Genomic DNA, 12,638 nt, shown 5'->3' on the forward strand with positions numbered 1-12,638 from the left:
CATAACCTTCGTCATGTCCCCCTCAATGAACGAACCGGCGCTCTCGGTTCACGGTCTGTCGAAGAGCTACGGCAAAAGCAGCGTCGTCGGCCCCCTCGATTTCGCCTTGCCGCCGGGCTCCGTGACCGGCCTCCTCGGCGGCAATGGCGCCGGCAAGACGACGACGATCGGCATGGTCATGGGGCTGATCGAGCCCACAGCCGGCGAGATTCGCGTCTTTGGCCGCGATCTCTCGCGCGAGCGCTACGAGGTGCTCGGCCGCATGAATTTCGAGAGCCCTTATGTCGATCTGCCGCACCGGCTCACCGTGCGGCAGAATTTGCGCGTCTTCGCCCTTCTTTACGACGTCGCCGACGTCGAAGCGAAAATCGAAGAGCTCGCCGACGCCCTGGCGCTGCGCGACTTCCTCGACCGCCAGACCGGGCGGCTTTCCGCCGGGCAGAAGACGCGCGTCGCCATCGCCAAGGCGCTCGTCAACGATCCGCAGCTCCTGCTGCTCGACGAGCCCACGGCCTCGCTCGACCCCGACACGGCCGACTGGGTGCGCGGCCGGCTCGAGGCGCATCGCGCCACGCATAATTGCGCCATCCTGCTCGCCTCCCACAACATGAACGAAGTCGAGCGCCTGTGCGACCGCGTGCTGATGCTCAAAGAAGGCGCCATCGTCGACGACGACTCGCCCGCGCGCCTCCTTGCACGCTATGGCCGCGCCAATCTCGAAGAAGTGTTTCTCGACGTCGCACGCGGGCGCGCGGGAGCGGCGTCATGAACGCGGGCTTCTCCTTCCAGCGCGTCGGCGCGATGATGCTGCGTTACACTTATGTGCTGCGCTCCTCCGGCTTTCGCCTGCTCGAAATCATCTACTGGCCGATCGTCCAGCTCTTCACCTGGGGCTTTCTGCAGACCTATCTCATCAAGAACTACGCGGGTCAGTCCATCGGCGGCGTGGAGATGGCGGCGGGCGCGCTGGTCGGGGGCGTGCTGCTGCTCGACATTCTGCTGCGCGCGCAGCAGGGCTTTTCCTTCTCTTTTCTCGAAGAAATGTGGTCGCGCAATCTCGCGAATCTGCTGATGAGCCCGCTGCGCATGAGCGAATTCGCGACCGCGCTGATGGCGATGAGCTTCATTCGTCTGACGATCAGCACGCTACCCGTGACCTTCATCGCCATCTGGCTCTTCGGCTTCAATCTCTGGGCGCTGGGCGTGGCGCTCGGCGCCTTCTTCGCGATCCTTCTGGTGTTCGCCTGGGCGATCGGCCTGTTCATTTCAGGTCTGCTGTTGCGCTACGGCATGGGCGCCGAGAGCCTCGTCTGGGCGCTGATGTTCGCCATCCAGCCGCTCGGCGCGGTCTATTATCCGGTCTCCGTGCTGCCCCCGGTCGTTCAGCCGATCTCCTGGGCTCTGCCGCCGACCTATGTGTTCGAGGGCCTGCGCGGCGTGCTGCTCGACCGCGTGGTGCGTTGGGATCTTCTGGCGCAGGGGGCCGCGCTCGACGTGCTTCTGTTTTTCTTGGCGGCGCTGTGGTTCAGCCGCTTCCTGAAAAGCGCGCGCCGCGCCGGCACGCTGCTGCAGACGGGCGAATGATGAACGCGAAGCGCGCCGATGCGGCGCTCCATGCGCGGGGCTTCTTTGAAAGCCGCGCCAAGGCGCGCGAGGCGATCGAGGCCGGCCTCGTGACGGTCGACGGGCGCGTCGTGACAAAGCCCGCGACGCCCATTGCGGAGGGCGCCGAGATCGTCGCCCGCGCCCCCTACCCCTGGGTCTCGCGCGGCGGCGTCAAGCTCGCGCATGGGCTCGACTTATTTGGCGTCGATCCCGCGGGCCGCTTCTGCCTCGACGTCGGCGCCTCGACAGGCGGCTTCACTGACGTGCTGCTGGCGCGCGGCGCGCGCCATGTCGTCGCGGTCGACGTCGGCCACGACCAGTTGCACGAGCGTCTGCGGCGCGACGCGCGCGTCACCTCGATGGAAGGCCAGGACGCCCGCACCTTGACGCTGGCGCAACTCGCCGAACCGCCGACGCTCATCGTCATCGACGCCAGTTTCATTTCGCTCTCGACGCTGCTGCCGAATGTGCTTTCGCTTGCCGCGCCTCAGGCGCAGCTTGTCGCGCTCATCAAGCCGCAGTTCGAAGCCGGCCGCGGGTCGACAAAAAAAGGCGTGGTGCGGGATGAAGGGATTCGCGCCGAGGTTTGCGCCCGCGCGCGCCATGATATTGAGGCGCTCGGCTGGCGCGTCATGGGCTTGACGCCCTCGCCGATCGCCGGCGGCGACGGCAATCGAGAATTCCTTATCCAGGCGGTTGGTCCATGAAGCGGCTTGTCATCGACCGTCTCGGCCATCGCGGCGAGGGCGTCGCCCGCGACGGCGACGCGCGCGTCTTCGTGCCTTATGCGCTCGCTGGCGAGACCGTGCTGGCGGAGATCGACGGCGAGCAGGCGCGGCTCGCTGAAATTGTCGCCGCGTCGCCCGACCGTATCGCGCCGATCTGTCCGCATTACGCCGATTGCGGCGGCTGCGCGGTGCAGGCGTTGCGCGACGAGCCCTACCGGGCGTGGAAACGCGGCCTTGTCGAGACGGCGCTCAAAAACGTCGGCCTGTCGCTCGCGGTCGATCCGCTCGTCGACGCGCAGGGCGCCGGGCGCCGTCGCGTGACCTTTCACGCGCGCATGGATCAGGGCGCGGCGCGCGTCGGCTTCATGGCGGCGCGCTCGCACAAGATTGTCGAGATCGAGGCCTGCCCGCTGCTCGTTCCTGAGCTTTCCGGCGCATTGCCCGCCGCCCGCGCCCTCGCGCAAATTCTCAGCGCCCGCGGCAAGCCGCTCGATATCGCCGTGACCGCCACGCTCGACGGGATGGACGTCGATCTGCGAGGCGCGGGACCGCTGGAAGAACATGAAATGCGCGCGCTGATTGGCGTCGCGGAGGCTCATGATCTCGCGCGTCTGACCAATCATGGCCGGCTCGTCGCCTTGCGGCGGACTCCCCGCGTCGCCGTCGGCCGGGTCCAGGTTGAGCTGCCGCCCGGCGCGTTTCTTCAGGCGACCGCGGTCGGGGAAGAGGCGCTCGCCGCGCGGGTTCTGGAGGCGACGCGCGGCGCGAAGCATGTGGCGGATCTTTTCTGCGGCGTGGGCGCCTTTGCGCTGCGCCTCGCCGAGCAGAGCAGAGTCGCTGCTTACGACAGCGCCGCGCCGGCGGTTGACGCCATGCGCGCCGCCGCCCGCGCCGCCTCCGGCCTCAAGCCGCTCGAATGCGAGGTTCGCGACCTCTTCGCCCGGCCGCTCACGGCTGCAGAGCTGTCGGCCTTCGACGCGGTCGTTTTCGACCCGCCCCGCGCCGGGGCGCCGGCGCAGGCCAAGGAAATCGCCCAGTCGTCGACGCCGCTGGCGGTGGCGGTTTCTTGCAATGCACAAAGTTTCGCGCGGGACGCCGCGGTTTTAGTCAACGCGGGCTTCAGGGCCCAGCGCATCACGCCGCTTGACCAATTCCGCTACGCTCCCCATGTCGAAATCGTTGCGGCATTTTCGCGCAGCTCCAGCCAGAAAAAGGCAAAACGGAGCCTTTTAGGGTGAAACCGTTAATTTTTGGGCAACGCTTCTGTGACGAGAATGTCTCAAGGGGGAAGAAACGGACAGGATTTGGCCGCGCCAACAGCAAAGCCCGTTGCCGCACAAAAAATTCGGGCATAGGATTTGCGAGATGGTCCGGTGTAGGCGGGGACCCGATGGTCTCCGGAACTGGAAGGAGATGGTCATGATGAATGCGCTAATCGCCGCAGCATTGTGCAGTGTCGTCCTCGCAAGCGCGCCCTCTGCCGCGCGCGCTTACGTCTACGCCCGCAAGAAAGACGCGAAAGCCCGCCGCCACCGTTACTGACGGGCTCGTAACCGAAAAGGGCGCCTTCTCTGTCTCAGAGTGCTTGGTTCGACGCGCCCGATCTCTGCGATCGCCTGAAGGCGATCGTCGGGGCTTCCGCCGTTGTGACCGATCCGGCGGATATGGACGCTTTCCTGTCCGAACCGCGCGACCTCTATCGCGGCCGCGCATTAGCTGTGATCAAACCCTCGACCGCCGCAGAAGTCGCGCGCGTGCTGGCGCTGTGCAATACGCAGGGCGTGGGCGTCGTGCCGCAGGGCGGGAATACTGGCCTGGTCGGCGGCCAGACGCCCGACGCGAGCGGCCGACAAATCGTCCTTTCCTTACAAAAACTCGATCGCATTCGCGACGTCGACCCGGCGTCTGACGCGATGACTCTCGAAGCGGGCGTGACGCTCGCGCGCGCGCAGGAAGCGGCCGAAGCCGCCGACCGCTATTTCCCGCTTTCGCTCGCCTCGGAAGGCAGCTGCACCATCGGCGGCAATCTTGCGACCAACGCCGGCGGGGTGCATGTGCTCGCCTATGGCGCGGCGCGCGATCTGGCGCTCGGGCTCGAAGTCGCGCTTGCCGACGGCCGCCTGCTCTCGACGCTCGGCAAATTGCGCAAGGACAACACCGGCTACAATCTCACGCAGCTTTTCATCGGCTCTGAGGGCACGCTCGGCGTCATCACCGCCGCGACGCTGAAGCTTTTCCCGCGCCCCCGCTCGCGCGCGGTCGCCTTTCTCGGACTCGACAGTCCCGACGACGCCCTCGCGCTTCTCAATTTCGTCAAAGAGCGCGCCGGTCCCGGCCTACAGGCCTTCGAGATCATGTCGCGGCTTGGCCTCGAGCTGGTGCTGCGCCATATTCCCGGCGCGCGGGACCCGCTCGCCGCGCCAGCCCCTTGGTATGCGCTCCTCGAGATCGCGGGCTTTACCGAAGGCGAGGCGGAGCGCGTCGCCGATCTGGCGCTTGCCGAGGCGCTGGAGGCGGAGCTCGTTGAGGACGCGACGCTCGCCCATTCGCTCGATCAGGCGGCGGCGCTCTGGCGGCTGCGCGAGAGCATGTCGGAAGCGCAAAAGCGCGAAGGCGGCTCGATCAAGCACGATATTTCCGTGCCGATCGAGCGCATTCCGGCGTTCATCGCCGAAGCGGGCCGGCGCATCGCGGCGCGCTTCCCGCAGGCGCGCCCCGTCCCCTTCGGCCATATGGGAGACGGCAATCTCCACTATAACGTCTCGCAGCCCGCAGGCGCCGACAAAGCCGCCTTTCTCGCGCGCTGGGACGAGATGAACGCGCTCGTTCACGGGCTCGTCGACGCGTTCGAAGGGTCGATTTCCGCCGAACATGGCATCGGCCGGTTGAAGCGGGAACTGCTCGCAGAGACCAAGAACCCGGTGGCGCTCGAGGTGATGCGCGCGTTGAAAAAAACGCTCGATCCCAACGGGGTGCTCAACCCCGGCAAGCTGCTCTGATCACAACAGCGTCGGCGCCAGCCTCTCCTGCAATTGCGCGCCGTCGTTCGTCGCCTTGTTGATCTGCGGGCTGATTTCGAAAAATTCGAGCGCGTCGTCGGGAGCGGGCTTGAGCAGCCCCGCCGCTTCCTCCGCACGGACGTTGTCGCAATCGAGCCAATGGGCGAAATCCTTCGGCTCGAGAATAGCGGGCATGCGGTCGTGGATCGCGGCCGTCGCGCCATTGGCGTCGGTCGTGAGAATGCAGGCGGTGTCGATTTCCGCGCCATCCGCGCCGGCATAGGTCTCCCATAGACCGGCGAGGCCCATCGGCGCGCCGTCGACGCGGCGGAAGAGATAGGGCTTGCGCTGGATGCGCCCGCCGAGGGAAAGTTTCAGCCATTCGTAATAGGCGTCGGCCGGCACGAGGCAGCGGCGCCGCTTCATGGCGTTGCGAAAGCTCGCCTTGTCCGCCACTGTCTCGGCGCGCGCGTTGATGATGAGCGGAAAGTCGCGCGGATCTTTTACAAAGCCCGGCACGAAGCCCCAGCGCGCGAGCCTGAAGCGCGGCGCTGACCCGCTTTCGCCGCGCTCCGAGGCGACGATGGCGATCGGCTGGGTCGGAGCGATATTGTAGCGCGGCGGAAAATTGGGCGTGTCGGCATAGCCGAACAATTTCCGGATCGCCTCCGGCGCCGAGGTCAAGGCGTAACGCCCACACATGATGCTTCTCGCCTCCCCGTCAGGAACCCGCAAATAGGCTCTATTTGCGCGCAAAAAAAGCCGCGAGCCGCGCGCGCGTCTCTTGCGACGAGAGCGCCCTGGCGAACAGCGCAGCCTCCGCGTCGATGCGCGCCAGTATCTCCGCGGGGTCGCCGCGCAACAGGCGGCGCGAGGCGAGAAGCGCCTCGACGGGCTTCGCCGCCAGCGCCTGCGCCGCCGCCATGGCGGCGTCGAGGACGCCCTCGGGCGGCGCGAGTCCGTTGACGAGGCCGAAACGATGCGCTTCCTCGCCGGAAAACCCTTCCCCGAGCAGCAAATATTGCGCGGCCCTCGCCATGCCGAGCCGCTGCGGGACCAGGAGGCTCGCCCCGGCCTCCGGAACCAGGCCGAGGTCGATAAAGGGCATGCGCAGCCGCGCCTGCGGGGCGGCAAAGACGAGATCGCAATGAAACAGCAGGGTGGTTCCGACGCCAATCGCGTCGCCGGCGACCGCCGCGACCATCGGCTTTTGGAAAGCGGCGATCGCGCGCACGAAATGCAGCGCCGGAAACGCCTCGGGCTTATCGACAAAATCGCGGAAGTCGGCGAGGTCGTTGCCCGCGGTGAAATCGCCGCCCGCGCCGGCGAAGACGACGGCCCGCACCGTCTCGTCCCGGCCCGCGGCGTCGAGCGCCACAATCAGGCCCCGATAGGCCTCGCGGTCGAGCGCGTTCTTTTTTTCGGGCCGGTTGAAGACGAGCCGCAGAACGGCGCCGGCGCGCGAGATCTCGATCTTCTGGGACATGCCCGCACCTCTCCGCCCGAAGCCCTTTGGACCGGAAAGCTCGGTCCTTTTCGCCGCGAGAAGCCTATTATCTGTTGACGCAGGCGACAACGGCCTGCGAAAAGCCAGACGAGAGCTTGGCTTTTCGCGCCGGTAACGGCGAAGCTCGCAAAGGCCTGCGCGCCTCTGTAAGCTCACTGCGCGGGCTTTGCGGTGGGGCGTCACAGCGCCATTTGACTTTGACGCGGCTTTGGCGCTGGGAAGAAATGACTGACGACGATATTGCTCTGGTGACGGGCGCAAGCGGCTTCATCGGCGGCGCCCTCGCGCGGCTTTTGATTTCGAAAGGCGCCCGGGTCAGGGCGCTGGCGCGCCCAACAAGCCAGACGGACAACATCCCGGCGGAATGCGAGATCGCGGAAGGCGACATTACCGACGTCGAGAGCGTCCGCGCCGCCATGACGGGCGTGCGGCGGGTTTTCCATGTGGCCGCCAACTACCGGCTCTGGGCCCCGAAGCCCGAGACGCTGTTTGACGTCAATGTGCGCGGCACCGAGATCGTCATGCGCGAAGCGTTGCGCGCCGGCGTCGAGCGCATCGTCCATACGAGCAGCGTCGCCACCCTCGCCGCCGCCAATGGCCGTCTCTGCACCGAGACGAATCGGCTTTCCCCCGAAAAGGCGATCGGCGCCTATAAGCAGAGCAAGATCGTCGCCGAGCGGCTGGTCGAGCGGATGATCGAGGAAGATGGCCTCCCCGCCGTGATCGTTTGCCCCGCAGCGCCGCTCGGGCCGGGCGACGTCAAGCCGACGCCGACCGGCCGGCTCGTCGCCGAGGCCGTGCGCGGCGGCATGCCGGCCTATGTGGAAACCGGCCTGAACGTCGTGCATGTCGATGACGTCGCCGCCGGCCATCTGGCCGCGATGGAGCGCGGCCGAATCGGCGAGCGCTATATTCTCGGCGGCGAGAACGTGACGCTATGCGACCTTCTGACCGAGATTTCGCGCGTCACGGGCCGCGCGCCGCCGCGGTTCAAACTGCCGTCGGGCCCGCTCATGCCCTTCGCTTATGTCAATGAGTGGGGCGCGCGCCTCATCGGCTACGAGCCTTTTCTCCATAGCGACAGCCTCAGAATGTCGCGCACCCGCATGTTCTTCGACGACCAGAAAGCCCGTCGCGAACTCGGCTACGAGACGCGCCCCGCGCGACTTGCCGTAGAGGACGCGGTCGAATGGTTTCGACGAACGGCGGGCGCGCGGAGCTGACAAGTTTCAAAGCGACGCGCCTCACCCCCGGTCGGAGGGTGAGGCGGGCGCGCGTGACGCGATCTTCACCTGACGCGATCTTCACCTAATGACGGCCGCGTCCGTTGGTCATCGCATTCACGAGACGCGACGCCACCATCAATCCGACGCCAGCGCCAAGCAACAAGGGCAAGTTGCGCGGAGCCTCCCGCAGCGCGACGCGCGCCGCGTTCTTCGCCGCAACGGGCGCCGCGCTCTTGGCGAGGTCGAACAGGGCCTGCGTGGCGTTCGAGGACTGAATGGCGCGCGAAATGGCGGCGAAGGGCGACGCTTCCGTGAGCGCCGCCAACTCTTCGCTGGCGCGCGCCTGTTGCTGCGCCTCGCGTCGTCTTGCAAGAGCGTAGACGAGCAACGAGATTAGGACAAAGGCGCCCGCAACCGCCAGATTGCCGAGAAGCGGCCCCAGGCTTTCCGTCGCCCAATAGGCCGCCGCCGCGGTCGCGAAACCGAAAGCGATGAGCAGCGGGACGGCCGCCATCGCATTTCCGGAAACGCGCGTGATCGTGGCGCCGACCGCGTTTTCGGCCCTCTTTATGATCGGCTCGAACATGACGTCACCACGCGAGGCTGGAGGACATGACTACCGGCTTCCCATCCTCCAGAACGCGCCGAAGACGAAGCCCGCGAGCGCCGCCAGCATCACGGTCGTCGTCGGCTGCGAACGCGCCGAGGTCTCGATCGCAGAGCGGAAATTGCCGAGCACTTCGCCGGTGCGCTCCGCCGCCCTGCCGCTGCTCTCCGTCACCGCGTTGAGCGCCGCATTGGCGCGCCCGACGCCCTGCTGAACCACACGACCCATCTGTTCGGCCGCCGTCGACGCCTGTTCCGCGATGACGCCGCTCACGTCGCCGGCGCCATGCCCATTATGCTGCTGGCGCTGAATGTTCCGTTCCTCAGCCATTGCCGCCTCCAAGGATATGCAAGTGGCGAGTTAACGCGACGCGCAACGAGTTGTTCCTGGCCAGGCGTGTGGCCGGGTCGCAGGCCGCCGCGACGCTGTCAGGCGTCGCGCACCATCATCAGGAACTCCTCCCGCGTGCGCGCATCGTCGCGGATGACCCCGAGCAGACGGCTCGTCGTCAACGACGAGCCCGGGGTGTTCACGCCGCGCAGCGTCATGCAGTTGTGCTCCGCCTCGATCACCACGCCGACGCCGGCCGGCTGTAAAATGTCCTGGATGGCCTCGGCGATTTCGGCCGTGAGCTTCTCCTGGATTTGCAGCCGCCGGGCAAAGCCGTTGACGACGCGCGCGAGCTTGGAGATGCCGACGACGCGATTGGTCGGCAGATAGCCGACATGGGCGCGGCCGGTCACCGGCAGCATGTGATGCTCACAAAAGCTCGTGACGCGGATGTTCTTGAGGATCACGAGTTCGTCGTAGCCGCCGACTTCCTCGAAGGTGCGCTTGAGATAGTCTCGCGGATCAATCTCATAGCCGGAAAACAGCTCGCGATAGGAGCGCGCGACGCGCGCCGGCGTGTCGATCAGTCCCTCGCGTTTTGGATCGTCTCCCGCCCATTCGATCAGAACGCGCACGGCCGCTTCTGCGTCGGCCTGGGTTGGCTTCGCCATTCGGTGCTCCCGAATCTTTCGAACGCGCCGGCTTGCGCCGCGACGGGGCTCAAATCGAAAAGCCGCCCGCGTCCGCGCGCCCCGTCTCTGGCAGCTTGCGACGGGGCGGCGCGTTTGGCAAACGCCGGCCGTCGCGCCATCGCGCGCGGAGCGCCTCGCAACGCCCGATGCAAAAGCCCCGTTTAGGGGATCACCGCCCGGCCAATCGTGCCGATCGTCGATCCGACGGTCGATCCGACCGTGTTGACCGTGCGCTTGACGAAGCCGAAGGCGCCGCCGCCGCTGTCGCTCGGCGCGGGAGCCGGCGGCGGGGGAGGCGGCGCCGGAAGGGCGACCTCCTCGACCGGGGCGGGCGCTTCCGACGCCGGCTTATGCGGCTTGGCGGCCGTCTGCGACGCCTTGGGCTGCTTCGGCTTCGCCGCTTTCGCGGGCTTGGCGGCGGGCTTGGCCGGATCCGCCGCTGGCGGCGCCGATTCGGCGGGGGCGTTCGCCGGCTGCAGGGCCGCCGTCTTCTCGGCGGGCGCCTCCGTCGCCGCGGCCGGGGCGGGCTTTTGGAAGGCGGCGGCGGCCGGAGCCGTCGGGGCTGGCGCAAGCGCCGCCGTGGCGGGCCGGGCGGCGGCGGCGGCGGGCTTTGGCGCCGTCACGGGCGCGGGCGTCTCCACCGGTACGGCCGGAAGCGGGACGGCGGTCGGCGCGGCCGCCGCTGTCGCGGCGGTGGTCGAGCCCGCCGCGGGGGCCGGGGCGGGTTTGGACGGGGCCTCGGGCGCCGGGGTCTGCGGGGTCAAGTCGGCCTTTTCCGCCGGCGCGGCGTCGCCGGCCTCGGGAGCGGCCTCCCCGACCGCGTCGGGCGCCTCCAGCGACGCCTGATCGGCGTCCGACGCGAGCGGGGCCGGCTCGTCAGGGGCGATATTGGCGATCTCCGACGGCTCGCCGACGCGCGGGCCCTTCGCGATCGTCCAGCCGAGCCCCGCGAGGCCTGCGGCGACGATGGCGAGAGAAAGATAGACCAGCTTGCGGCGGCGGGCGCGCTCGGGCGGGGCGAACGTCTCGCTCCCGAAATCGTCGCCATCGCCGAGAAGGGGGGACGCAGGCGCGCGCGGCTCGGCTTCCAAAGCCAAAGGTTGCGCGTGAAGACCTGGCGCCGGGCCCGGCGCGCGGCCGGCGTCGAGCCGCGGCTCGAGACTGACCTCGGGCGCCTGGGACGCGCCGACCGGCTCGTTTTCGCGCCGCAGGAGTTCCTTGAACTCAGCGAAAGCGGCCTTGAGTTCCTTGTCGTCGCCTCGTTGATTCATGCCTACTCGCTCATGCTGGCGTTCGACCGTCCAACACCGCCGGACGGGAGCGCACATATCCGTCGCCGGCGTCGTCCGGCGGACCCGCGGGCATGAAAAATCGAAATTGTGGCGGTTGTTCGCCTCCGCGAAAGCCGCAGCCCGGGGGAACAACCGGGCGAAGCCCGCGTTCTAAGCCGCATCGGGCGGGCGCCTCACGCTCCCCGCCAACCGGCTAGGAGGCCGTCATGGACTGGAATCGCGTAGAAGGCAACTGGAAGCAGCTCAAGGGCAAGATCAAGGAGAAATGGGGCGAGCTGACCGACGACGATATCGATCGGATGGAAGGCAATCGCGAGCAGTTCGAAGGCGCGATCCAGGAGAAATACGGGATCGGCAAGGACCAGGCCAAGCGCAATATCGACGACTGGCTGAAGACGCTGCAGTAACGATTGACCTGACGCGCTTTTTCAGGCGGAAACGCCTTAACTCGCCCCCGTCTTTCAAGGCGGGGGTTTTGTTTTGGCGCCCCCAAAAACAAACCCCCAGCTCGCGCCGGGGGTCGTCAGCAGCCGCCCCTCTCGAGGGCGAGCGCGGTCTCGCGCCTTAGCGGATCACATAAGGCAGAAGGCCGAGGAAGCGGGCGCGCTTGATGGCCTGGGCCAGTTCGCGCTGCTTCTTGGCCGAAACGGCCGTGATGCGGGACGGCACGATCTTGCCGCGCTCCGAGATGTAGCGGGACAGCAGGCGCGTGTCCTTGTAGTCGATCTTGGGCGCATTGGCGCCCGAGAACGGGCAGGACTTGCGACGGCGGAAGAAGGGGCGGCGGGGCGCAGTGCTCATTCGGCGTCTCCTTCAGCGCGGCCTTCCTCACGACGGGGGCGACGGTCGCCGCGCGGGGCGCCCGGGCCGCCGCGGCGCTCGCCGCGGTCGTCGTCGTCGCGCTTGCGCAGCTGCGCCGACGGGCCTTCCTCCAGCTCCTCGACGCGCAAGGTCAGGACGCGGAGAATGTCTTCGTTGATGCTCTGCTGGCGCTCGAGCTCGGCGATCGCCGCCGGCGGGGCGTCTATGTTCAACAGCGTGAAGTGGGCCTTGCGGTTCTTCTTGATCCGATAGGCCAGCGACTTGACGCCCCAATACTCGGTCTTGCCGACCGTGCCGCCGAGCGACGTGACGACATTCTTGAACTGCCCGGTCAGAGCCTCCACCTGCTGGGGAGAAATATCCTGACGGGCGAGATAGACATGCTCATAAAGAGGCATGGATTTTCGCCTTTCCGTTGCCGCGAGCCGTTCCGGCGCCAAGCCCTTCGAGCCGATGGGAAAGGCTCGAGAGGAAATGAGTTCGAAGGCGGAGACACGGGAAGACGGGAGACCCCTCGCCCTTGACGGACGCTTCCGTTCAGCCCCCGGCCGGGAACCTCGCGATGCGCGCCTTATACGCGGGTTTGCGCAGGATGCAAGCGCCCGCGCCGCTGCGCAGGCTCCCGTTCTTGTCGCCGCCGGCGCGCGAGGCTATGTTCCGCGCGCAATTGGCCGCGGGGGAGCGCATGAAAAGCAGATTGGCGATGGTTCTGACGCTTCTTGGCCTCGCCCTGGCGCTCTCGGCCTGCGACAAATGCGGCGACTTCGAGGGCATCCGCGTCCCCGGCCAGCCCCACGCCTGCAAAAACGCCGGCGCGCGCTAAACAACGC

Annotated in this window: 17 protein-coding genes; 9 read left to right on the plus strand and 8 right to left on the minus strand. The window is 67.4% G+C overall.

Annotation, left to right across the window (positions count from 1 at the left end):
• Positions 1-13 precede the first annotated feature (13 nt).
• The 6 genes from ACETII_RS06235 (at position 14) to ACETII_RS06260 (ending at position 5,332) form a co-directional block, all read left to right on the plus strand.
• A complete protein-coding gene (locus tag ACETII_RS06235; RefSeq protein ID WP_472787497.1) occupies positions 14-769 on the plus strand; it encodes an ABC transporter ATP-binding protein in 756 nt (251 codons plus the stop codon).
• Entirely contained in the window at positions 766-1,584 is an 819-nt protein-coding gene (locus ACETII_RS06240) for an ABC transporter permease (protein WP_472787498.1), read from the plus strand. The genes ACETII_RS06235 and ACETII_RS06240 overlap by 4 nt, the downstream gene beginning before the upstream one ends.
• Entirely contained in the window at positions 1,584-2,312 is a 729-nt protein-coding gene (locus tag ACETII_RS06245; protein WP_472788128.1) for a TlyA family RNA methyltransferase, read from the plus strand. Before ACETII_RS06240 ends, ACETII_RS06245 begins: the two co-directional genes overlap by 1 nt.
• Complete coding sequence (locus ACETII_RS06250) at positions 2,309-3,571, plus strand: class I SAM-dependent RNA methyltransferase (protein ID WP_472787499.1); 1,263 nt, start codon at positions 2,309-2,311, stop codon at positions 3,569-3,571. The genes ACETII_RS06245 and ACETII_RS06250 overlap by 4 nt, the downstream gene beginning before the upstream one ends.
• 181 nt (positions 3,572-3,752) lie before the next feature.
• Positions 3,753-3,875: a hypothetical protein gene (locus tag ACETII_RS06255; RefSeq protein WP_363350021.1), complete on the plus strand. Its 123-nt coding sequence runs from the start codon at positions 3,753-3,755 to the stop codon at positions 3,873-3,875.
• Between the two features lie 104 nt (positions 3,876-3,979).
• Positions 3,980-5,332, plus strand: a complete 1,353-nt coding sequence (locus tag ACETII_RS06260) for an FAD-binding oxidoreductase (RefSeq protein WP_472787500.1) — start codon at positions 3,980-3,982, stop codon at positions 5,330-5,332.
• Here the strand turns inward: ACETII_RS06260 and ACETII_RS06265 are convergent, their stop codons facing one another.
• Both ACETII_RS06265 and ACETII_RS06270 read right to left on the minus strand, forming a co-directional pair.
• Positions 5,333-6,034: an SOS response-associated peptidase gene (locus ACETII_RS06265; RefSeq protein WP_472787501.1), complete on the minus strand. Its 702-nt coding sequence runs from the start codon at positions 6,032-6,034 to the stop codon at positions 5,333-5,335. It abuts the gene before it with no gap.
• Positions 6,035-6,074: 40 nt separating this feature from the next.
• Positions 6,075-6,818, minus strand: coding sequence for an enoyl-CoA hydratase-related protein (locus ACETII_RS06270; RefSeq protein ID WP_472787502.1), 744 nt, complete (start codon positions 6,816-6,818; stop codon positions 6,075-6,077).
• 245 nt (positions 6,819-7,063) lie between these two features.
• On the opposite strand from ACETII_RS06270, the gene hpnA reads away from it, so the two are divergent.
• On the plus strand, positions 7,064-8,062 hold the full coding sequence (hpnA, locus tag ACETII_RS06275) for a hopanoid-associated sugar epimerase (RefSeq protein ID WP_363350025.1): 999 nt from the start codon (positions 7,064-7,066) through the stop codon (positions 8,060-8,062).
• Between the two features lie 85 nt (positions 8,063-8,147).
• Here hpnA and ACETII_RS06280 read toward each other — a convergent pair whose 3' ends face one another.
• From ACETII_RS06280 to ACETII_RS06295, 4 genes are all read right to left on the minus strand, one after another.
• Positions 8,148-8,651, minus strand: a complete 504-nt coding sequence (locus ACETII_RS06280) for a hypothetical protein (protein WP_472787503.1) — start codon at positions 8,649-8,651, stop codon at positions 8,148-8,150.
• 30 nt (positions 8,652-8,681) lie between these two features.
• Positions 8,682-9,002 carry a hypothetical protein gene (locus ACETII_RS06285; protein WP_363350027.1) on the minus strand — a complete coding sequence of 107 codons (321 nt, stop codon included), beginning with the start codon at positions 9,000-9,002 and terminating at the stop codon, positions 8,682-8,684.
• A gap of 98 nt (positions 9,003-9,100) precedes the next feature.
• Positions 9,101-9,673 (minus strand): GTP cyclohydrolase I FolE, encoded by a 573-nt coding sequence (gene folE / locus ACETII_RS06290; protein ID WP_363350028.1) that lies wholly within the window; start codon positions 9,671-9,673, stop codon positions 9,101-9,103.
• Between the two features lie 182 nt (positions 9,674-9,855).
• A complete protein-coding gene (locus tag ACETII_RS06295; RefSeq protein ID WP_472787504.1) occupies positions 9,856-10,965 on the minus strand; it encodes a hypothetical protein in 1,110 nt (369 codons plus the stop codon).
• A gap of 227 nt (positions 10,966-11,192) precedes the next feature.
• Between ACETII_RS06295 and ACETII_RS06300 the strand changes: the two genes are divergently transcribed.
• Entirely contained in the window at positions 11,193-11,393 is a 201-nt protein-coding gene (locus ACETII_RS06300; RefSeq protein ID WP_363350030.1) for a CsbD family protein, read from the plus strand.
• 157 nt (positions 11,394-11,550) lie between these two features.
• Here the strand turns inward: ACETII_RS06300 and rpsR are convergent, their stop codons facing one another.
• Together rpsR and rpsF are read right to left on the minus strand one after the other, a co-directional pair.
• Entirely contained in the window at positions 11,551-11,787 is a 237-nt protein-coding gene (gene rpsR, locus ACETII_RS06305; protein ID WP_016917696.1) for a 30S ribosomal protein S18, read from the minus strand.
• The gene (gene rpsF / locus ACETII_RS06310) at positions 11,784-12,206 is read right to left on the minus strand and encodes a 30S ribosomal protein S6 (protein ID WP_363350031.1); all 423 of its coding nucleotides are present in this window, start codon (positions 12,204-12,206) and stop codon (positions 11,784-11,786) included. Before rpsF ends, rpsR begins: the two co-directional genes overlap by 4 nt.
• Positions 12,207-12,493: 287 nt before the next feature.
• On the opposite strand from rpsF, the gene ACETII_RS06315 reads away from it, so the two are divergent.
• Positions 12,494-12,631 (plus strand): hypothetical protein, encoded by a 138-nt coding sequence (locus ACETII_RS06315; protein WP_363350032.1) that lies wholly within the window; start codon positions 12,494-12,496, stop codon positions 12,629-12,631.
• Positions 12,632-12,638: the final 7 nt, after the last annotated feature.

This window comes from Methylocystis sp. NC52PC, assembly GCF_055698645.1.